Source organism: Pseudomonas sp. 3HC3 (assembly GCF_044904505.1).
GTDB lineage: Bacteria > Pseudomonadota > Gammaproteobacteria > Pseudomonadales > Pseudomonadaceae > Aquipseudomonas > Aquipseudomonas putida_Y.
In genome coordinates this window covers 64,156-85,731 of record NZ_JADDRH010000016.1, presented here as the reverse complement: position 1 = coordinate 85,731, position 21,576 = coordinate 64,156, and the positions used below count along the sequence as shown (strand labels likewise).

The 21,576-nt window shown below is 64.4% G+C and carries 18 protein-coding genes; 3 read left to right on the top strand and 15 right to left on the bottom strand.

The window, feature by feature from the left end:
• Position 1: 1 nt before the first annotated feature.
• Both INQ47_RS19410 and INQ47_RS19405 read left to right on the top strand, forming a co-directional pair.
• Positions 2-1,609 (top strand): ABC transporter ATP-binding protein, encoded by a 1,608-nt coding sequence (locus INQ47_RS19410; protein ID WP_404702359.1) that lies wholly within the window; start codon positions 2-4, stop codon positions 1,607-1,609.
• Positions 1,610-1,830: 221 nt separating this feature from the next.
• Entirely contained in the window at positions 1,831-4,761 is a 2,931-nt protein-coding gene (locus tag INQ47_RS19405; protein ID WP_404702358.1) for an aminotransferase, read from the top strand.
• Positions 4,762-4,764: 3 nt separating this feature from the next.
• Here INQ47_RS19405 and INQ47_RS19400 read toward each other — a convergent pair whose 3' ends face one another.
• Complete coding sequence (locus tag INQ47_RS19400; protein WP_404702357.1) at positions 4,765-6,000, bottom strand: FAD-dependent oxidoreductase; 1,236 nt, start codon at positions 5,998-6,000, stop codon at positions 4,765-4,767.
• A gap of 78 nt (positions 6,001-6,078) precedes the next feature.
• Here INQ47_RS19400 and INQ47_RS19395 point away from each other — a divergent pair, with 78 nt between their 5' ends.
• Positions 6,079-6,984 (top strand): LysR family transcriptional regulator, encoded by a 906-nt coding sequence (locus INQ47_RS19395; RefSeq protein ID WP_404702356.1) that lies wholly within the window; start codon positions 6,079-6,081, stop codon positions 6,982-6,984.
• A gap of 63 nt (positions 6,985-7,047) precedes the next feature.
• On the opposite strand, the gene INQ47_RS19390 is transcribed toward INQ47_RS19395, so the two are convergent.
• From INQ47_RS19390 to INQ47_RS19325, 14 genes are all read right to left on the bottom strand, one after another.
• Entirely contained in the window at positions 7,048-7,743 is a 696-nt protein-coding gene (locus INQ47_RS19390; RefSeq protein ID WP_104961133.1) for a response regulator, read from the bottom strand.
• Complete coding sequence (locus INQ47_RS19385; RefSeq protein ID WP_404702355.1) at positions 7,740-10,394, bottom strand: DUF4118 domain-containing protein; 2,655 nt, start codon at positions 10,392-10,394, stop codon at positions 7,740-7,742. The genes INQ47_RS19390 and INQ47_RS19385 overlap by 4 nt, the downstream gene beginning before the upstream one ends.
• Before the next feature lie 147 nt (positions 10,395-10,541).
• Positions 10,542-11,099, bottom strand: a complete 558-nt coding sequence (gene kdpC / locus INQ47_RS19380; RefSeq protein ID WP_404702354.1) for a potassium-transporting ATPase subunit KdpC — start codon at positions 11,097-11,099, stop codon at positions 10,542-10,544.
• A 10-nt stretch (positions 11,100-11,109) separates the two neighbouring features.
• Positions 11,110-13,164 (bottom strand): potassium-transporting ATPase subunit KdpB, encoded by a 2,055-nt coding sequence (gene kdpB / locus INQ47_RS19375; protein WP_404702353.1) that lies wholly within the window; start codon positions 13,162-13,164, stop codon positions 11,110-11,112.
• A 9-nt stretch (positions 13,165-13,173) separates the two neighbouring features.
• Positions 13,174-14,868: a potassium-transporting ATPase subunit KdpA gene (gene kdpA, locus INQ47_RS19370; protein WP_252459074.1), complete on the bottom strand. Its 1,695-nt coding sequence runs from the start codon at positions 14,866-14,868 to the stop codon at positions 13,174-13,176.
• 9 nt (positions 14,869-14,877) lie between these two features.
• On the bottom strand, positions 14,878-14,967 hold the full coding sequence (gene kdpF / locus INQ47_RS19365) for a K(+)-transporting ATPase subunit F (RefSeq protein WP_003251485.1): 90 nt from the start codon (positions 14,965-14,967) through the stop codon (positions 14,878-14,880).
• Between the two features lie 239 nt (positions 14,968-15,206).
• On the bottom strand, positions 15,207-16,259 hold the full coding sequence (locus tag INQ47_RS19360) for an AI-2E family transporter (RefSeq protein ID WP_021785488.1): 1,053 nt from the start codon (positions 16,257-16,259) through the stop codon (positions 15,207-15,209).
• Between the two features lie 12 nt (positions 16,260-16,271).
• A complete protein-coding gene (locus tag INQ47_RS19355) occupies positions 16,272-17,066 on the bottom strand; it encodes a DUF4892 domain-containing protein (RefSeq protein ID WP_252459073.1) in 795 nt (264 codons plus the stop codon).
• Positions 17,067-17,175: 109 nt separating this feature from the next.
• A complete protein-coding gene (locus INQ47_RS19350; protein ID WP_252459072.1) occupies positions 17,176-18,030 on the bottom strand; it encodes an alpha/beta hydrolase in 855 nt (284 codons plus the stop codon).
• On the bottom strand, positions 18,027-18,815 hold the full coding sequence (locus INQ47_RS19345) for an alpha/beta fold hydrolase (RefSeq protein ID WP_252459071.1): 789 nt from the start codon (positions 18,813-18,815) through the stop codon (positions 18,027-18,029). Before INQ47_RS19345 ends, INQ47_RS19350 begins: the two co-directional genes overlap by 4 nt.
• A gap of 92 nt (positions 18,816-18,907) precedes the next feature.
• A complete protein-coding gene (locus INQ47_RS19340) occupies positions 18,908-19,282 on the bottom strand; it encodes a hypothetical protein (RefSeq protein WP_252459070.1) in 375 nt (124 codons plus the stop codon).
• Between the two features lie 162 nt (positions 19,283-19,444).
• Positions 19,445-19,903, bottom strand: a complete 459-nt coding sequence (sixA, locus tag INQ47_RS19335; RefSeq protein ID WP_252459069.1) for a phosphohistidine phosphatase SixA — start codon at positions 19,901-19,903, stop codon at positions 19,445-19,447.
• A complete protein-coding gene (locus INQ47_RS19330) occupies positions 19,900-20,247 on the bottom strand; it encodes a DUF4389 domain-containing protein (protein ID WP_252459068.1) in 348 nt (115 codons plus the stop codon). The genes sixA and INQ47_RS19330 overlap by 4 nt, the downstream gene beginning before the upstream one ends.
• A gap of 35 nt (positions 20,248-20,282) precedes the next feature.
• Positions 20,283-21,308: an NAD(P)H-dependent glycerol-3-phosphate dehydrogenase gene (locus INQ47_RS19325; RefSeq protein ID WP_252459067.1), complete on the bottom strand. Its 1,026-nt coding sequence runs from the start codon at positions 21,306-21,308 to the stop codon at positions 20,283-20,285.
• Positions 21,309-21,576 lie beyond the last annotated feature (268 nt).

Below are 21,576 nucleotides of genomic sequence, written 5' to 3'. Positions count from 1 at the left end.
CATGAGTGAACAGAACCTGATCGAAGTGCGGGACCTGGCCGTGGAGTTCGTGACCGGGGACCAGGTCAACCGGGTGGTGGGCGGCGTCAGCTTCGATATTCGCAAAGGCGAGACACTGGCTCTGGTGGGCGAAAGTGGCTCGGGTAAATCGGTCACCGCACACTCGATTTTGCGCCTGCTGCCCTATCCCCTGGCCCGCCACCCCAGCGGCAGCATCCACTACGAAGGCAAGGACTTGCTGCAGCAGAACGAGAAGACCCTCCAACGCATTCGCGGCAATCGCATTGCGATGATCTTTCAGGAGCCGATGACCTCGCTCAACCCGCTGCATTGCATCGAGAAACAGATCAACGAAATCCTCCTGCTGCACAAGGGCCTGACCGGCAAGGAAGCGACTGCGCGCACGCTGGAGCTGCTGGATATGGTCGGCATTCCCGAGCCGCACAAGCGCCTCAAGGCCCTGCCCCACGAATTGTCGGGCGGGCAGCGCCAACGGGTAATGATCGCCATGGCGCTGGCCAACGAGCCCGAGCTGCTGATTGCCGACGAGCCGACCACGGCGCTGGATGTAACCGTGCAGTTGAAGATCCTCGAACTGCTCAAGGAACTACAGGCGCGTCTGGGCATGTCCCTGTTGCTGATCAGCCATGACCTGAACCTGGTGCGGCGCATCGCCCATCGTGTGTGTGTGATGCAGCACGGGCAGATCGTGGAGCAGGCCGAATGCGCCACGCTGTTCTGCGCCCCGCAGCACCACTACACGCAGATGCTCATCAATGCCGAGCCCAGCGGGCTGCCGGCACACAACCCGGTGGGCGCGCCGTTGCTGGAGGTGGATGACCTCAAGGTCTGGTTCCCGATCAAGAAGGGCTTTCTGCAGCGCACGGTCGACCATGTGAAGGCGGTGGACGGGGTCAACTTCAGCTTGCCCCAGGGCCAGACGCTGGGCATTGTTGGCGAATCCGGGTCGGGCAAGTCCACTTTGGGCCTGGCGATCTTGCGGCTGATTTCCAGCCAAGGCGGCATTCGCTTTCATGGGCAGAACCTCGAAGGGCTGAACCAGAACGCCGTGCGCCCCCTGCGGCGGGAAATGCAGGTGGTGTTCCAGGACCCGTTTGGCAGCCTGAGCCCGCGCATGTGCGTGGCGGACATTGTGGGTGAAGGGTTGCGCATTCACGGCATTGGCACCGCGCAGGAACAGGAAGCGGCGATTATCGCGGCCCTGGAAGAAGTAGGCCTGGACCCGCGCACGCGGCATCGCTACCCCCATGAGTTCTCTGGTGGGCAGCGCCAGCGCATTGCCATTGCCCGGGCGCTGGTGTTGAAGCCAGCACTGATTCTGCTGGATGAGCCCACGTCCGCACTGGACCGCACCGTGCAGCGGCAGGTAGTGGAATTGCTGCGTAACCTGCAGCAAAAGTACAACCTGACCTACCTGTTCATCAGCCATGACCTGGCGGTGGTCAAGGCACTGAGCCACCAGTTGATGGTGATCAAGCATGGGCAGGTGGTGGAGCAAGGGGATGCGCAGGCGATCTTCCATGCGCCGCAGCATCCGTATACCCGGCAGTTGCTGGAGGCGGCGTTTTTGGAGGTTGAGGGTTCGTAGGGAATGGGTGGGTGTTCGCCTTGATTCTTGCGCCGTTGCGTAGATCGAGCGCCGCGCGGGCGGCGCTCGATCTACGCAACACCACAAAAACCAAGGCAGGCGCCTTGCCGCCCTGACGCAATGCAGCAGTGATCAATTTTTCTGATAACAATCGTCTTCCATCATCAGCCGAATCGGGCATAAATTCTCCGCCGTCACCCCCAGCACCCACGGTAGAGCCCATGTCCAGCCCACAACACCAGCCCGCCTCCCTCGCCCTGGCCACCCTGATCCAGCGCTCCGGCCTGCCCAGCCCAACGCTGAGCGAAGCCCAGGCACACGCTGTGCTGCGGGCCCACTACGGCCTTGCCGGCAACCTGTCGTTACTGGGCAGCCAGCAAGACCTGAACTTTCGCGTGGTCACGCCGCAAGGTGGCTATGTGCTGAAGGCCTGTCACGGCAGCTACGCCCAGCTGGAACTTGAAGCCCAGCACGCCGCCCTGGCCTTCCTGCGCGATCAAGGCTTGCCGGTACCCGCCGTGCGCTCAGCCCACAACGGTATGGGATTGCTGGAACTGGACATCGACGCGCAACCACTGCGCCTGCGCCTGCTCGATTACATCGAAGGCCAACCGCTGACCCGTCTCAAGCACATGGAGCCACGCCTGATGGCCGAGCTGGGCGGGCTCTGTGCGAAGCTGGACAAGGCGCTTGCCCATTTCGATCACCCAGGCCTTGCGCGTACCTTGCAATGGGACCCACAGCATGCCGGGGCACTGATCGATCACCTGCTGCCGGTGCTGCAGGATAACGGGCAGCGCGCCCGCATCGAACACGCCACGCGACAGGCCAACGAGCGCCTGATGCCGCTGGTCGATCAACTGCCCAGTCAGGCCGTGCATTTGGACATCACCGACGACAACACCGTGTGGGCCCGTGATGCCCAGCGTCAATGGCAACTGCAAGGCGTAATCGATTTCGGCGACCTGCTGCGCACCTGGCGTATCGCCGACCTGTCGGTGACCTGCGCTGCGCTGTTGCACCACGCCGAGGGCGACCCGCTGCGCATCCTGCCAGCCGTGCAGGCCTACCAGGCGCTCAACCCGCTGACCGAGGCCGAACTGTGCGCCCTGTGGCCGCTGGTGCTGAACCGCGCTGCCGTACTGGTGCTGAGCAGCGAACAACAGCTAGCCGTCGACCCGGGCAACCAGTACACCCGCGACAACATTGCGCACGAATGGGAAATTTTCGACACAGCCACCGCTGTGCCTTTCGCCCTGATGGAGGCGGCCATTCTGCAGGCTGCGGGCCTGCAATCCACGGTGCCGGACTTGAACGGCTGCGCCCCCCTGCTCCCCGAGCTGGCCGGGCAGGCAGTCACACGGGTGGACCTGGGGGTACTCAGCGAACACTTCGAGGCCGGCAACTGGGAACAACCCGGTTACGACCAGCAACTGCTGACCTCTCAGGCCGCCCCGGTCTGCAGCCTGCACGGGCAATATCGCCTGTCGCAAACCCATATCGACCGCCCCGAAGAGCCCGCCACCTGTGCCCTTGGCATCGAGCTGCATGTGCCCAACGGCAGCCAGGTGCAAGCGCCGGCAGCCGGCACCTGGCAGCGTCACGGCGATGGCCGGGGCTGCCTGCGCACCGCACACTGGGCTTTGTGGCTACAGGGCCTGGAAGATGCACCGACAGATGGCCAGGCCGTGGAAAAAGGCCAGTCCCTGGGCAGCAGCGGCAGTATCCTCAGCGTACAACTGTGCCTGGACAACAGCATCCAGCCCCCCTTCTTCGCCATGCCGTCACAGGCCGCTGCATGGCTGGCCCTGTGCCCGTCGCCAGCCGCATTATTGGGTTTCGATTGCGATGCCGAGCCGCTACCCGATCCGCAAGCCCTGCTGGCCCGCCGCGACGCCAGCTTCGCCCGCTCGCAGAAGCATTACTACGCACAACCGCCGCACATTGAACGCGGCTGGCGCAACTACCTGATCGACATGCAGGGTCGTTCCTACCTGGACATGCTCAACAACGTCGCGGTGCTGGGCCATGGCCATCCACGCATGGTCGCCGAATCGGCGCGGCAGTGGTCACTGCTGAACACCAACTCGCGTTTCCATTATGCGGCGATCACCGAGTTCTCCGAACGCCTGCTGGACCTGGCCCCCGAAGGTTTCGACCGGGTGTTCATGGTCAACAGCGGCACCGAGGCCAACGACCTGGCGATTCGGCTGGCATGGGCCTACAGCGGCGGGCGCGACCTGCTCAGCGTACTGGAGGCCTACCACGGCTGGTCGGTGGCCACCGATGCCATCTCCACGTCGATCGCCGACAACCCGCAAGCCCTGGAAACCCGACCGGACTGGGTACACCCGGTCGAAGCACCGAACACCTTCCGCGGTCGTTTCCGCGGGGCCGACAGCGCCGCCGACTACCTGCAGGACGTCAACGCCAAGCTGGCCGACCTCGACGCCCGTGGCCGTCAGCTGGCGGGCATCATCTGTGAACCGGTATACGGCAATGCCGGCGGCATCTCGCTGCCTGCAGGCTATCTGCGCGACGCCTATGCCAAGGTCCGCGCCCGCGGCGGGGTGTGCATCGCCGACGAAGTGCAGGTGGGTTATGGCCGCTTGGGCGAGTACTTCTGGGGCTTCGAGGAACAGGGTGTGGTGCCGGACATCATTACCATGGCCAAGGGCATGGGTAACGGCCAACCACTGGGCGTGGTCATCACCCGTCGCGAAATCGCCGAGGCGCTGGAGGCCGAGGGCTACTTCTTCTCCTCGGCCGGTGGCAGCCCGGTCAGCTGCCGCATCGGCATGGCGGTGCTGGATGTCATGCAGGAGGAAGGCCTGTGGGACAACGCCCGCGACACCGGGCGCTACTTCAAGGCACGCCTGCAGGCGCTGGTCGACAAGCACCCGCTGGCTGGAGCGGCACATGGCTCGGGCTTCTACCTGGGTCTGGAGCTGGTGCGCGACCGCGACACCCTGGAGCCGGCCACCGAAGAAACCATGATGCTGTGCAATCGCCTGCGTGACCTGGGCATCTTCATGCAGCCGACCGGCGACTACCTGAACATCCTCAAAATCAAGCCACCGATGTGCACCAGCCGTGCGAGCGTGGACTACTTTGTCGACAGCATTGACCGGGTGCTGGGCGAAGGCCTCTAAATGTCAAGGCGTGGGCCCGACAGCTGCGGCCCACGCCTGTAATGCCTCACACGCGGCCATGGCTACCTGTTCATCGGTGCGCCCGGTGAACTGCCGCTCGATCGCATCGGCGGCAATCAGCCCCGCAATGGTGGGCTTGCCGACAGCATCGGTCAGGTCCAGCCATTCCCCCCAGCTGGCGGGTACGTCGTACCAGCGCAGGTAGCCTGAGGGTGAGCACGGCCACCATCGCTGATCGAACTGCAGAATCACTTTCTCCAGCTTGCCCATCCCCAGATGCGCCAGCGCTTCCTGCTGTGTTTCAGGTAACGCAGGGGCAAAGTGCAACGCTTTCAGCACCCCCACCGGAACTGTGCAAATACAGAAGTCGCACACCTCGTCATTCACCTTGACGCGCGCGCTCGACCAGTCGATGTAGGTGACAGGACTGTTCAGGCGGATATCCAGGTTCTTCGACAGCAAGTCGACAAGCTCGCTGTAGCCGCCTGGCAGCATACGATCACCATGCCCGACCCCCTCTTCATCCAAGGCACAGACCGACAGTTGCTCGACGGGCAAACACGCTTCCAGTACAAGGTTGGCGTCGATGGCAAACTGCGTGGCACGCGCGAGCGCGGGATCGAGTGTGGCCATATAGCCATTGATCGCGTCAGACAAAGGCTGTTGCCGATCGAGACGCCTGGTCAAGGCATCCCAAGCGGCGTCAATATCCGGCAACGCCCCACCGCGTGCTGCCGCAAGCGGGCAACTGAAATCGGTCTCGACGCAAGCCAAGCCATGTTGAAGTGCAACAGCGGCCAATGGATTCTCGGCAAAATGCTGAAGCCATGCCGCACCTTCATCTGCTTTCACGCCGCCCAACTCGACAGTGTGGGTGCGCCCACCTATTCGCCCTCGCGCCTCCAGCACAGTGCAATCGACACCCCTTTCCCGCAAGCGTTGAGCGGCAGCCAGGCCTGCACACCCCGCACCGATCACGATCACCTTGCTCGCACCGGCACTCATGGCCGCCTCGGCGGCACGCAGCCCATCATTCCACGCACCATGAGTCATTGCCGGAGCGCTGGCATTACAGGCTTCTCCAGCGACGACCAAGCGACCATGCAGCACTTGGCCCAGGGCGCTTCGATGCAACGGCGACCCTCCAGGCAGCAAGGAACTGTAGGCACCGAGGCTGAACGGGTCGGAGCTCCAGTGGGTGACATGCCACGCGGTTGGTCTGTGCACGCTTTTCTCCATTGAGGGGACTGTCCTGCAGGTGCATTAATGTTCATAATTTTTAGCAACAAAAGATGATCATCATCAGGTTTACTGACAATGGCCTTTAGCAGCGACTCCCTGGCAATTTTCCTCGCGGTGCTGGATGCCGGCTCGTTCTCCGCCGCCGCCCGCAAGCTGGGCCGTGTGCCTTCAGCCGTAAGCATGGCGATCGCCCAGCTCGAGGCCGAACTGGACCTGCCGCTGTTCGACCGGGCCACGCGCAAGGCCCTGCCCACCAGCGCGGCCTTGGCCCTTGAGCCCCAGGCCAGGCAGGTGATCTGCCAGCTCAACCTGCTCGACGCACAGGCCCTGCAACTGCACCAAGGCCTGGAAAAACGCCTGACCATCGCCATGGCGCCCGAGTTGCAAACCGGCCGCTGGAGCCAGCCACTGGGAATCCTCGCCCAGGCATTTCCCAGCCTGGAAGTCGAGGTACGTTCGGCCACCCAGACCGAGGCCATTCGCCTGCTGCATGACGGCAGTGTGCAATTGGCACTGGTGTTCGAACGGCCCGGCATCGACGAGCGCGAGTCATTCCTCGAAGCCGGCAGCCAACTGCTGGTGGCCGTAGCGTCACCGCGCCATCCGGCCGGGCAGAACAGCGGTACGCCAATGCCGGAGGAGGCCTTTGCCGAACAACGGCAGATTATCGTGGCCTCGGGCAAGGCCACCGGATCGGACCCGCGCATGGTGCTGTCCCGGCGCATCTGGCTGACCGACAGCTACCTGGCCACGCTGGACCTGGTGCAGTCCGGGCTGGGCTGGGCCTACCTGCCGCAGCCATTGGTTGAGCCGCTGATAGCCTCAGGTGCACTGGCCGAGGTGCGCTTCGACAACATGGCCAGCCGCCTGCGCTTGTGGGTAGACATCATCTGGATCAAGTCGCGCCCGTTGGGCCTGGGCGCGCGACGCTACCTGGAAGTCATGCGCCAGGTATTCGAGAAGGAGCCTCCCAGGGCCTGATACCCCTTGCGCGAGTCCCTGCCCTGCAGGCGCCCGCCGAGCCCTTTGGGCTGAGGGAGCGGGTTATGCTGTCGGCGCTACCAACCTGTACCCAACCCCCGCCTCGGTAATGATGAACCGCGGCGCCGTGGGGTCATCGCCCAGCTTCTGTCGCAGATGCCCGACCACGATCCGCAGGTAGTGGGTATCCTCCGCATGGGTAGGCCCCCAGATATCCTTGAGCAGTTGCTGCTGGGTAATCACCCGCCCGGGGTGCCCGGCCAACAGCGCCAGCAAAGCATACTCCTTGCGTGTCAATGCCACCTCGACACCGTCGAGCGTCACCCGGCGGAAGGCAAAATCCACAGTCAGCGGCCCAAAGCTGGCCGCCACTTCCGAGCCACCGGCTTGTGGCACCTGGCGCAGCAAAGCCCGCACGCGCGCGAGAAACTCCTGGATACCGAACGGCTTGGTCACATAGTCATTGGCGCCACCATCCAGCGCATCGACCTTCTGCACTTCACTGGCACGCACCGACAACACCATCACCGGCACTGCACTCCATTCGCGCAATTCACGCAGTACCTGCTGGCCGTCCATGTCCGGCAGCCCCAGGTCGAGCACCACCAGGTCCGGCTTGCCCAGTGCCGCCTGGGCCAACCCCTCCGCACCGGTAGCAGCCTCCAGCACCTTGTAGCCTTGCGAGGCCAGGCTGATACGCAGGAACTTGCGGATCTGCGGTTCATCATCGATGACCAACAGGGTGGCGGACTGGCTCATGGGGTTTCGCTTTCGGCTTCAGGTTGAGGAGGCAGCGGCAAGCATAGAGTGATGCTGGTGCCTTGGCCATCGATGCCTTCGCTCACCAGAATCTGCCCGCCATGGGCACCGATCATGCCTTGGCAGATAGCCAGGCCCAGCCCGGTACCCTGGCCACCTCGGTCGCCACGGGCGGCGGTATAAAACATGTCGAAGATCTTCTCGCGGTCGGCCACGGGAATGCCGGGGCCCTGGTCGCTGACGGTCAAGTGCAACTGGTCGTCATGCACGGCCACCTGCAGCTCAAGCCGACCATTGGCCGGCGAAAAGCGTGCGGCGTTTTCCAGCACGTTGACCAGTGCTTGCTCGATCAACGCCGCATGCACGAACAGCAATGGCAGCTCGGCCGGCACGTCCGTGTGCACACGCAGCGGCGCCAGCACCACCCGCAGGCGGTTGAGCGCACTTCCGACGATGTCCGCCGGGGCCACCCAGTCGCGGGCCAGCTTGAGGCCGCCATGGCCCAAGCGGGTCATGTCCAGCAGGTTCTGGATGTAGCGATCGAGGCGTTCGGCCTCGTTGCGGGTGCCCTCCAGCAGCTCGCGGCGGTCTTCAACCGGGATCGCGTCGCCCAACGCCAGCAGGCTGTCGATGCTGCCACGCATGGCGGTCAACGGCGTGCGCAAGTCATGGGATACGGAAGCCAGCAGTGCGCTGCGCAGTTGCTCGGTTTCGCCGTGCAGGCGTGCGGCTTCCAGCTGTTCGGCCAGGCGTGCGCGGGCCAAGGCCTGGGCCAGTGGCTGGCCTAGGGCGGTGAGCAGGCGCCGGCGCGGGTCGCTGAGCGGCTGTCCGGTGCGCGGGCGCACACCCAGCAGCGCCAGAGGCTGATCGTCCACCGCCAACGGCCACCACCACCAGCGGCCATTTGGCAGGGTATCGCTGCCGTGGCCGGCAGCCTGCCCGTGCTGCCAGGCCCAATCGGCAGCAGCCCGTTCGTTGTCGCTGAAGGTGTGGGCTTCCCCGCTGGCCACTTGCAACTGGCCTTCGGCGTTGCGCTCCAGCAAGCACACCTGGGTGTCCTGCCAGCCGTCCAGGTGCTGGCCGGCAGCCTTGAATATGGCTTGGCGGTCGGTGGCTACCGTCAACCGGCGAGACAGGTCGAGCAACTGGCTGGTCTGCGCCTGGGTCTCGCGCAGCGCCTGCAACTGGCGACGCTGACGCGCGGCCAGGTTGCCGGTGAGCGCAGCCATCAACAGAAAGAACACCAGGGTCAGCACATCTTCTTCGCGCTGGATAGTGAACGAGAAGTTGGGCGGTATGAACAGGAAGTCATAGACCAGGAATGACAGCGCGGCGCAAGCCAGCGCAGGTCCCAGGCTACTGCGCACCGCCACCAGCAACACCGCCGCCAGGAACACCAGCGAGATATTGGGCAACGCGAGCACACTGGACACCCCCCAGGCCAGCCCCGCAGCCATCACGGTGGCCAGCAGCGCCAGCAGGTAATGACGCCACACCCACACCCGCCGCACCGCCGAACGCGGCGCTGGCGGCTGCACATCGCGGTCCAGCACGTTGATTTCCAGGCCATGACTCTCGCGCAGCAGCCGCGCCGCCACACCGGTGCCGAACAAACGCCTGCGCAGACGGTTACGGGACTGCCCGACCAGCACCAGGCTGGCCCGCCGCTCGGCAGCATGCTGGATCAGCGTGCGGGCCACTTCACCAGCACGCAGCAGCACCACCTCCCCGCCCAGTCGCTCGGCCAGTTGCTGCGCGGCTTGCAAACGATGCCGTGCGGTTTCGTCACGCAGGCGGCCGTTGTCCACATGCACCAGGCTCCAGGGCAGGTGGCGGCGCTGGGCCACGCGGCTGGCATGGCGCACCAGGCGTTCGGCCTGGTCGTCACCCTCTACGCCCACCAGCAACCGGCCGCGCAAGGCCGGCGCCTCCTGGCCGCGCTGACGATAGCCGTGGGCCAGGTCGGCATCGACCTGAGCAGCGGCGGTCTGCATGGCCAGCTCGCGCAGGGCGGTGAGGTTGGTTTGGGAAAAGAACGCATCGATGGCCGCCCGAGCCTGCTCGGGCACGTACACCTTGCCTTCGCGCAGGCGTTCGAGCAGCTCTCGCGGTGGCAGGTCGATCAGCACCAGCTCGAACGCTTCCTGCAGCACCCAGTCCGGCAGGGTCTCGCGCACTTGCACGCCGGTAATGTCGCGGACCTTGTCGTTGAGGCTTTCCAGGTGCTGGACGTTGACCGTTGTGAATACATCAATACCAGCGGCCAACAGTTCCTGTACGTCCTGCCAACGCTTGGCGTGGCGGCTGCCGGGGGCGTTCGTATGGGCCAGTTCGTCCACCAGGGCCAAGGCCGGCGCGGCCCGCAGCAGGCCGTCGAGGTCCATTTCCTCGAGGGTGACGCCGCGGTACTGGCTGCGCAGCAGAGGTTGCTGTTGAAGGCCTGCGAGCAACACCTCGGTTTCAGCGCGGCCGTGGGTTTCGACAACGCCGGCCAGCACCTGCACGCCCTGGCGTTGCTGGGCGTGGGCGGCCTGGAGCATGGCGAAGGTCTTGCCGACGCCAGGGGCGGCGCCGAGGAACACCTTTAGCCGGCCCCGGCCAGTTCGCGGGAGGTTGGCCAACAGCGCATCGGCGCGGGTGGAGTCACTCATGTTTCATCCTTTGCTTTTTCCAGCAGTCGGCCAATTCAGGGAAAGCCCCTTGACTGTAGGAGCGGGTTTACCCGTGAATACGTCAGTGGCACCACCACCGCACTCGCGGGTGAACCCGCTCCTACAGGCTTCCTGCCAGCGCTTCGATTACCTGACAATGGCGAGCTTTTCCAAGGCCTGGTTCAACGCCAGCACGTTGACCACCGGCGGGCCGATCAAAGGGTGGAGGGTGGCCTTTTCCAGCAAGGCTTGCAAGCGCTCGACCGGCAACTGCCGTGCCGCCGCCACCCGCGGGATCTGATAGGCCAGGGCCTCCGGTGGCAAGTGCGGGTCCAGGCCGCTGCCCGAGGTGGTCAGCAGCGCCTGCGGCACCGGCCCTTGCTGCACCTGATACAACGCAGCCGCATCGCCCCTTACCCGCTCAGCCAGCGCCGGGTTGCTCGGCGACAGGTTGCTGGCGCCGCTGGCCACGGTCGCGTACGCACCTGCCGAGGGCCGCGAGTGGAACCAGCCATCACCCTGGAAGTCCTGGGCGATCAATGCCGAACCCCGCACCTGCCCTTGCGCATCGCGTACCAGGCTACCGTTGGCCTGGTTCGGGAAAGCAACCTGGGCAATACCGGTCACCGCCAGCGGATACAGGGCGCCAGTCACCAGGGTCATCAACAAAGCCAGGCTCAATGCCGGGCGTAGATAAGCAGTCATGGCGGCCTCCTCAGACCAGGTTCAGGGCATTGAGCAGCAGATCGATCAGCTTGATCCCGGCAAACGGCACCACAATGCCACCCAACCCGTAGATCAACAGATTGCGCCGCAACAGGTGCGCCGCACTCACCGCCTGCACGCGCACGCCACGCAGCGCCAGCGGGATCAGCACGATGATGATCAGCGCGTTGAACACAATGGCCGACAGGATCGCGCTCTGCGGGCTGGCCAGTTGCATCAGGTTGAGCACGCCCAGTTGCGGGTAGATGGCAGCGAACAACGCCGGCAGGATGGCGAAGTATTTGGCCACGTCGTTGGCAATGGAGAATGTTGTCAGCGCACCGCGGGTGACCAGCAGCTCCTTGCCGACCTGTACTACGTCCAGCAGCTTGGTAGGGTCGCTGTCCAGGTCGACCATGTTGGCTGCCTCCCGCGCAGCCTGAGTGCCATCGTTCATGGCCATGCCTACGTCAGCCTGGGCCAGTGCCGGGGCGTCGTTGGCACCGTCGCCACACATGGCAACCAGGCGGCCGTCATTCTGCTCCTGGCGTATACGCGCCAGCTTCTTCTCGGGCGTGGCTTCGGCCAGCACGTCATCTACCCCCGCTTCGGCGGCGATGGCAGCTGCAGTCAGCGGGTTGTCGCCGGTCACCATCACCGTGCGGATGCCCAGCTTGCGCAGCTCGGCGAAGCGCTCGCGGATGCCGGGCTTGACCACGTCCTTGAGGTGAATCACGCCAAGCAAGCGCTTGTCGACGCACACCAGCAACGGTGTGCCGCCACTCTGCGCAATGCGTTCGACTTCGCGGGCCAGCGCGGCCGGCATTTCCAGGCGTTGCATACCGACGAATGCCAGCACCGCATCGACGGCGCCCTTGCGGTAGCGGTGCTGCTGGAAGTCGATGCCCGACAGGCGTGTCTCGGCACTAAAGGCCACCGCTTCGAACTGCCCGGCAGGCGGGTCGACGAAGTCGTGCAACTGGCGCAGGTATTCGACAATCGACTTGCCTTCGGCGGTGTCGTCGGCCAGCGAGGCCAGCAAGGCGCCCTCCCCCAGTTCCTTGGCGGTAATGCCCGGTGCCGCATGCAGTGCGCTGCAGCGCCGGTTGCCGAAGGTGATGGTGCCGGTCTTGTCGAGCATCAGCGTATGCACATCCCCGGCCGCCTCGACCGCGCGGCCCGAGCGGGCAATGACATTCAGCCGTACCAGCCTGTCCATGCCGGCGATGCCGATGGCCGACAACAGGCCGCCGATGGTGGTGGGGATCAGCGTCACCAGCAGCGCTGCCAGAAAGATCAGCGGCAGGCTGCCACCCACGAAGTGGGCGAACGGCTGCAAGGTCACCACCACGATCAGGAAAATCAGGGTCAGGCCGATCAGCAGGATGTCGAGGGCGATTTCGTTCGGGGTCTTCTGCCGTTTGGCACCTTCGACCAGGGCGATCATGCGGTCCAGGGTCGACTCGCCCGGGTTGCTGGTGATGCGGATAAGCAGCCAGTCGGAGACCAGCCGCGTATTGCCGGTCACCGCCGAGCGGTCGCCGCCTGATTCGCGTATTACCGGCGCGGACTCACCGGTAATGGCGGCCTCGTTGACAGCCGCAATGCCTTCAAGCACCTCGCCGTCGCCGGGGATCATTTCGCCGGCGACCACGCGTACCACGTCGTCCTTGCGCAGCGCGCTGGCAGCCACCGTCTCGTAGCTGCCATCACGCTGACGACGCTGAGCGGTCAGGCCCTGGCTGCCGGCCTTGAGGCTGTCGGCGCGGGCCTTGCCACGGCCTTCGGCCAACGCCTCGGCGAAGTTGGCGAACAACACGGTGAACCACAGCCATAGGGCGATCTGCACCGCAACGCCGGTACTCACGCCGCCGCCGGGCGCAAAGCACAGCACGGTGGTCAGTAAAGCGGTCAGGGCCACCACCAGCATTACCGGTGAACGTTTGAGCTGACGCGGGTCGAGCTTGACGAACGCCTGCACCAGCGCCGGGCGCCACAGCGCGGCGAAGCGGGTCTGGTCCTTGGCGCTGTGCCGGCTATTCACTTCAGGAATGGGCATGTTCATGATCGGTCCTCAAAACCCCAGGCTAAGGTGTTCGGCGATTGGCCCAAGGGCCAGGGACGGCAGGAAGGTCAGGCCACCGACCAGCAGGATGGTCACCAGCAGCAAGCCAGTGAACAGCGGGCCGTGGGTGGGGAAGCTGTTCTGCCCCAGCGGCGCGCTTTTTTTCGCCGCCAGGCTGCCGGCCAACGCCAGTATCGGCAGGATGTAGCCGAAGCGGCCGATAAGCATGGCCAGGCCGATCATCAGGTTGTGATACACGGTGTTGGCACCAAAGCCGGCAAAGGCCGAGCCGTTGTTGGCCGAGCCCGAGGTATAGGCGTACAGCAACTGGCTGAAACCATGCGCCCCCGGGTTGGTGACCGCCGCGGCCGGGCCGGGCAAGCTGGCGGCGATGGCGCCAAGTACCAGCACACCGACCGGCATCACCAGCAGGGTTGCAACCAACAGTTGCACCTCTCGCGCCTGCAGTTTCTTGCCCAGGTATTCCGGCGTGCGCCCAATCATCAGCCCGGCCAGAAATACCGCGATCAGCACGAACAGCAACATGCCGTACAGCCCGGCGCCAACACCGCCGAAGATCACCTCGCCGACCATCATGTTGACCATCGCCACCATGCCGGTCAGCGGGTTCAGGCTGTCGTGCATGGCGTTGACCGAACCGTTGGAGGCAGCGGTGGTGGTAACCGTCCACAACACCGAACCGGTGGTGCCGAAGCGGCTTTCCTTGCCCTCCATGGGCGCAGCCTGCTGCACCTGGGCGCTTTCCAGCGCTGGGTTCGGCTGGTGCTCGGACCACAATGCCGTGCTGCCTCCGATCAGGAACAGGGCAAGCATGCAGGCGAGGATGGCGCGGCTCTGGCGCAGGTCCTTCACGTAGTGACCGAAGGTGAACACCAAAGCCACCGGAATGAGGATGATCGACGCCACCTCGAACAGGTTGCTCCAGGCCGTAGGGTTTTCGAACGGGTGTGACGAGTTGACGCCGAAGAAGCCGCCGCCATTGGTACCCAGTTGCTTGATGGCGATCTGGCTGGCGGCCGGCCCCAACGGAATTGTCTGGTCGCCACCCTGCAAGGTCAGCGCGTGGGCGTAGTCGGCAAAGGTCTGCGGTACGCCCTGCCAGACCAGCAGCAGCGCCAGTAGCACGCACAGCGGCAACAGGCCATAGAGGGTGGCACGGGTCATGTCGACCCAAAAGTTGCCCAGCGTCGTCGCACTGCGCCGGGCGATACCGCGGCACAGGGCAACCAGCACGGCCAGGCCGGTGGCAGGGCTGACAAAGTTCTGCACGGTCAGGCCAAGCATCTGGCTCAGGTAGCTGACCGACGCCTCACCGCTATAGGCCTGCCAGTTGGTATTGGTAACGAAACTGACGGTGGTGTTGAACGCCAGTGACCATTCCTGGCCAGGCAGGTGCTGTGGGTTGAGAGGCAGGTGGCCCTGCAACAGCAGCACGCTGAACAGCAGCAGGAAGCCGACCAGGTTGAACGCCAGCAGGGCCAAGGCGTATTGCCGCCAGTTCTGCTCCTGGTTGGCGTTCACACCTGCCAGCCGGTAACAGCCCTGCTCGACCGGGCCCAGCACAGGCGTCAGCCAGGTACGCTGGCCTTCCATGACCTTGAAGAAGAACCGCCCGAGCCAGGGTGCCGGTAGCAGCACAATGGCGAAGAATGCCAGGAGCAAGGCGAAATCGTAACTGTGCATGGCCGCTCCCTAGCTGCGATCGGCGCGCAGCAGCGCCACCAGCAGGTAAAACGCCAATGCCACTGCCAGCAGCAGTGACAGCCCGTCGAGCATGTTCATGTGTGGTTCTCCCCGTGTTACGGCTTGGGCCGCTTTAGGGAAATTGTCCGAGGGAGGGGCGTAAAGGGGCGAGAGCGGGGTGTGGGGGTGGGTATAAAGAATGCGTAAAATCAGCGTTGTGGTCTGCCTGTAACGGCCTCTTCGCGGGCACGCCCGCTCTCCCACAGGCACTGCACAGCCTTCAAGGCCTGTGTGGTACCTGTGGGAGCGGGCAAGCCCGCGAAAGGGCCGTTACAGGCTTACTGTTGTGGCGGCTGCTGAGCCGCGTTACGGCTCCAGTCCAGCAACAGGCTGTAGCCGACCGCCAGCAAGGTCGGCCCGATGAACAGGCCAATGAAGCCAAAGGCAAGCAAGCCACCGAACACGCCCAGCAGCACGATCACCAGCGGCAGGTTGCCGCCACGGCTGATCAGGTACGGCTTGAGCACGTTGTCCACGCCACTGATGACGAAGGTGCCCCAGACGCCCAGGAACACTGCCATGCCGTATTCGCCCTTCCACACCAGCCAAGCGGTGGCCGGTATCCAGGCCAGCGGCGGCCCCATGGGGATCAGGCTGAGCATGAAGGTCACCAACCCCAGCACGATCGCCCCGGGCACCCCCGCGATCAGGAAGCCGATCAGCGCCAGGATGGCCTGCGCGGCCGCCGTGCCGATCACCCCGTTGACCACACGCTGCACGGTAGCGGCCACCAGCTCGAGGTAATACTCGGCGCGCTCGCCCATCAGCCGGTGCAGCAAGCGCAGCACAAATGCCGCCAAGCGTGGCCCGTCGCGGTAGAAAAAGAACACGAACACCAGGCTCAGGGTCAGTTCCAGCACGCCACTGCCGATCTGCGCGCTGCGCGCCAGCAACCAGTTGCCCACCTGCCCAAAGTAAGGCTTGATCGAAGCAAGCAAGGCTGCGCCTTGCTGGTCCAGCGATTGCCAACCGTTGACCAGGCGCTCGCCAACGAAGGGTATGCCGCCCAGCCAGGCCGGCGCATCGGGCAGGCCGTCGACCTGTACGTCACGCACAAACGCCGTGGCATCACGAATGTGATCGGCCAGGTTGAACCCCAGCCACACCAGCGGCAGTGCCACGATCAGGATCCAGGCCGTGGTCAGCAGGCCGGCTGCCAGCGTCTCGCGCCCACCCAGCAGGCGCGTGAGGAAGCGCATCAGCGGCCAGCTGGCAAAGGCCAGGATGGCCCCCCACAGCAATGCCGATATGAACGGAGCCATCACCCACAGGCCGGCACCGAGCAACGCCACCAGCAGAATCTGGACCAGCAGGCGATCATTGTTAATCATGATGGTGCTCGTTCAACGGATCAGTTCAAGGTGCAGGCCGTCTGCAGGCGCACTGCCGACTTCAAGGCGGCGGCTGCGCACCCCGGCCTTGACCAGCGCCTCGCGCCAGGCCTCAGCCTGGGCCCCACTGAGGCTGACGCGCAAGCTGCTGTCGAGGTTCAGGCTGCGGGCCAGCAGGTTTACCCAGGTGTCTTGCGGCGCGGCAAGGTCAGGGTAGTCGAGCTTGCCGGTGTCGAGCATTTCGCGCAGCACCGTGGCAGCGGTTGGCAGCAGCTCGCCCAGCGGGCTGCCTGCGATGAACTCTTCCACATGCAGGTAGGCGCGGCGGTTGCCCCGTGTAACGCTGTACAGCGCGACCAGGGTGTCGGCCTCTTCTGCCGAGCGGCGTAGCAGAATGAACGCCTGCTGCTCATCGCCACCGTTGAGGCGGGCATTGGCGAATACATCATTGGCCCACAGGCTGGCCTCACCGCAATCACGCCCCTGGCACCAGAACAACGGGTAGCCACCGTCGCGTACAAGTGCTTCGCGGGCATTGGTAAAGGCCTCACGGGCAGTACGTTCGACGGGCAATTCGTAGGTCACCGAGCTGACCTGACCGCGGCTCTCGACCTTGTCATCGACCCGCAGGCGGCCACTGATCTTGCGCAACGGGCCCATCGGGTAGACCCGCTCCTGCTCGACGGCCGGGCGTTGATCGACCACCTTGGCGTCCTGCGGTACCGGCAGGCTACCAGCCCACAACACGGGGCTGGCGAGCACCAGGCAGGCCGCCAGGGCAGTGCGAATGGAAACAGGCGCGCTCATTGGCGAACCAGGCGGCGCTCAGCGCCGAATTGAAGCTCCAGGATGTCTGGCAGTTGCATGGTTGTCTCCCTGTTCAACCCGCCAAGCCTCGACACTTGTCCGGTGCAAGTCAAGCAAAGCCAAAGAAGCGATTGATACAGTCTGCAACAAGGACCGCGCCCTGCGCATCGTTCAGGTGCAGGTGATGGCCGCCGGGCAGCGTCACCTGTTCAAAGGGTAGCTGCTCCAGCAACCCCGTGTGGCGTGCCAGCATGCCGTCGGCAGCCACCACCAACAGCGCAGGGCAACTCACCCGCCGCACATAGGCCATGGCCTGTGCCTCGCTCAGGCGCACCGGCGAGGGCAGGGTCAAGCGGCTGTCGCTGCGCCAGCTGTAGCCACCGGGCACCGGCATAAGGCCACGCTGAGCCAGCAGCTCGGCGGCCTCACGGCTGACCGCGACCATGCCCTTCATCCGGGCTTGCACACCGTCTTCCAATGTCGCATACACCGACTTGCGTTTGCCATCCAGCCGCAACTGGGCTTGCAGTGCCATCCCTAAGCGCTCGCCTGCGTCCTGCTCGGCGCCGGTCGGCGGGATGACGCCATCGATCAACGCCAGGTGACTGACCCGATCGGGCAATGCCCCGGCCAGTTGCACCGAAATGATCGCGCCCAGCGAATGCCCCAGCAGGGCGAAACGCTGCCAACCCAGTTGCTCGGCCACGCGCAGCACGTCATGGGCATAGTCGGCCAGGGCATAACCGGCACCGAGCGGGCGGTGCTCCGAATAGCCATGGCCGGCCAGGTCCAGGGCGACGATGCGCAGCCCTTTCAGTTGCGGAGCCAGGCGGGCAAAGCTGTTGGCGTTGTCCAGCCAGCCATGCAGGGCAATCACCGGCAGCCCGTCTTCGGGGCCGAACAGGTGTGCAGCCAGTTCGATATGGCCCAGGCTCAGGCGAATTTCCTCAACGTGCGCGCTCATGCCTGGCTCCAGCGGTCGAACAGGCCCTTGATCAGGCTGGCAGTGTCGGCCGGACGCTCCAGCGGGAACATGTGCCCACCCGGTACGCTGTGGTATTCACCTTGGGGCATGCCGCGCACAGCCAAGGTGTGGTGGCGACGAATGACGTTGCTGCGGTTGCCGCGCACCATGGCCAGCGGTACCTGCAACTGGCGCGCGGGGGCGGGGCTGGTATGCGGGATGCTGCGGTAGATGCTGATTTCAGTAGCAGGGTCGAAGCGCAACTGTAGCCCCTGCTCCACCGCCTGCAGGCCGTGTTCTACATAAGCGTCGAGGCAATCGGGATCGAAATGGCGGAACAGTGATTTGCCCGCGAAATAGTCCCGGGCGCTGTCGCGGTCGTTGAAAGTTTCGCGACGCCCCAGGGTGCGCCCGGCCGGTGTGATGCGGTCGATGAAACCAAAGCGCTTGGCTGTGCGCAGCAGCCATTGATCAGCGCGGGTGAGCACCGGAGAGTCGAGCATTACCAGCCCCCGGTAGTACTCGGGGCAGCGCAATGCTGCGTGCAGGTGCAACACGCCACCCAGCGAATGACCAACGCCCCAGACTGGCTGGTCCTGCTGCGCCAGGTGATGCAACAATTCATCGACCAGGCTTTGCCAGTTTTCGTCCACGGGAAAGCGCGGGTCATGCGCATGCTGGGCCAGGTGCTGCACCTGATAGTCCGGCGCCAGCGCTGCAAACAGCTTGCCGTAGGTGGCCGATGGGAAACCGTTGGCATGAGCGAAGAAGATCTGCTGCGACATGGCGCCTGGTCCGGAGCGTAATGATGGCCCATTGTCGGCATCGCGGGGCGGTTCGGCAATGTCCATAAAGGTCATCGGCGAGGGGGATCAGGTCATGCCGAACGGTCGAAACTGCTCAACGACCGCCGCAGGCAAGCCTGCATGTAGGCCACTTGGCTCTCCAGCGCCTCGCGGGCCAGACGCTGGTCCTGGTAGTCCAGTTGCAGGCGGCGCAAGGCCAGACAACTGGTTTGCAGCAGGTGCGAGACCCGCAGGCAGGCGTCCTGCAATGTACGCAGGTCCTGCTCGCATTGTTGCCTCGCCGCGGGCTCCAGCCTGGAGTTGTCGTTCACTTTGCGCATCAGGTGGTAAAACCTGGCATCGGCTGATTCGCGCAGCAGGCTGTATTGGGCGAAATTCAGCGAAGTACCTTGGTCAACCTGTTCCAGGGTGGGTTGCAGGTCCAGACAGCGCAACAGTTCCAGCATTTCACCCCTCATTTGCCATTCCCTGATATTTGCCGTGAGGCAACGCTAGCAAGCGGTGGTGAAACACGACAACTGACAAAAATGCCAGTTGCCTTATCGATCATTACCCACGCCAGCATTCAGACCCGGGCGAGACAGCGGCCTGCACAAGCCATCGCAAGTTCAAGCGGGTGAGTGGATGGCCCGAAGCGTCATCAAGCCGGCCAGCGGCCACTCACCTTCCAGCTCCGCCAGGCTGGCAGTACTCATGGCTGCCGGCTGTTGCCTGTGACCGTGCTCCAGCGCACCGACCAGGTTACCTACCAGCGGCTGATGGCTGACCAGCAGCACATGCTCAAGCCCCAGGCGCTCGATTTCGCCGATGACCTGCTGCACATCACCCTCGGGCGTCAGCCAGGGCACGGTGCGCACCGGTTCGGCGAAGCCCAGGGTGTCATGCACCAGCGCGGCGGTCTGCTGGGCGCGTACGTAAGGGCTGGCGAAAATCGCCTGCAATGGCAGCCCGATCAGGCGAGCAGCACTGTGCAGCACCTGCTCGCGACCATGGGCCGTCAGCCGGCGCTCGGCGTCTGTATTGGCCCGCGGCTCAGCTTCACCGTGGCGCAGTACCCACAGCTTCACAGCTTGGGTTCCTCGTCACGCACCGGGTGGGGGGCCGGCGCCACGGCGTGCGCCGCTTCACCTTCCGGCGCACGCGGGGCCGGCCAGTCAGCGAACGGCCATGGCTTCTGGTCGCTGTGGAAACTGCCGAAGCGGCCGATCTGTGCCAGGTACTGGCTCAGGCTGTCGCCGAAGTTCATGAGACTGGCGCTGGGCGCCCCATACACCAGTCGGTAGATCAACTGTACAAGCACCAAGCCCCCCAGCAGCACCTCGGCCAATTGCCAGACCACCAGGAACACCAGCATCCACAGCACCCGCAGGATGATCGACTCGCGCTGGGCGCGTTCGGGCGTATCGTTCATGTGTTGCTCCTTGCTCGTGTCAGAGCCGCAAGGGCTCAGTTGAAACCGCTGATGGAAATGAAATCGACATCGGTCTTGGGCTCAGCGCGCATCAGGTGCTCGATCACCTGGTTCAACGTGCGGCCTTCGAACAGGATGGCATGCAGGCCAGCGACCAGCGGCATGTACACCTGCACTTGCTGGGCTTTGGTCTTGAGCACCTTGAGCGTGTTGACACCCTCGGCCACTTCGCCCAGGCGGTTGACCGCCTCTTCCAGGCTTTGGCCCTGACCCAGTGCGTAGCCAACCTGATAGTTGCGGCTCTTGGGCGAGGAGCAGGTGACGATCAGGTCACCGACACCAGCCAGGCCGAGGAAGGTCATGGGGTTGGCGCCCTGGCTGACGGCGAAGCGGGTCATCTCGGCCAAGGCCCGGGTAATCAACATGCTCTTGGTGTTCTCGCCCATCCCCAAGGCCACAGCCATGCCGGCGATGATCGCGTAGACGTTCTTCAGTGCCCCGCCCAGTTCGACGCCGAAACGGTCGGCACTGGCGTAGACGCGGAAGGTGCGCCCATGCAGCACGGCCTGTACCTGCTGGCACAGTTTTTCGTGCTCACTGGCCACCACTGTGGCAGTCAGTGCATGTTCGGCGATTTCGCGCGCCAGGTTAGGCCCTGACAAAACGCCGATGCGCGCCTCGGGGGCGATTTCTTCGATGATCTGGCTCATCAGCTTGAAGCTTTGCGCCTCGATGCCCTTGGTCAGGCTGACCAGGCCTTTGCCGCGCAGCAGTTCGGCATGGGGGGCCAGCACGCTGCGCAAGGCACTCGATGGCAGGGCAACGAAGATCAGCTCGCTGGCCTGCAGGGTGGCCAGCAGGTCGTTGACCGGCTCAACCCCATCGTGCAAGCGGATACCCTTGAGGTAACGCGGATTCTCGCGATTCACGCGCATGGCCTCGGCCTGCGCCGGGTCGCGCATCCATTGGCGCACCGGCACACCGTTTTCCGCCAGCAGGTTCGCCACGGCGGTGCCGAAGCTGCCGCCGCCCAGCACCGCAACAGGTTGCTGTTCAGTCATATCCAATCCATTAAAGCCAAAAGTTAAGTGGCGACCCCGCCATTATACGGCTCGCTTGCCATGCGCCAAGGCTAGCAACGCAGATGACACTGTCATGGCCACGTTGCAACGAATGCAGGAGCGGGCTCGCTCGCGATGCGCCGCGCGGGCGGCGCTGGATTTACGCCCCGATGAAAGCGTCAAGACAGGCACGCTGCAAAACCGCTGCAGATCACTGGAAAATACGCCAAGGTCAGTTACCATGCCTGTTTCAATCCTGAAACAAAGG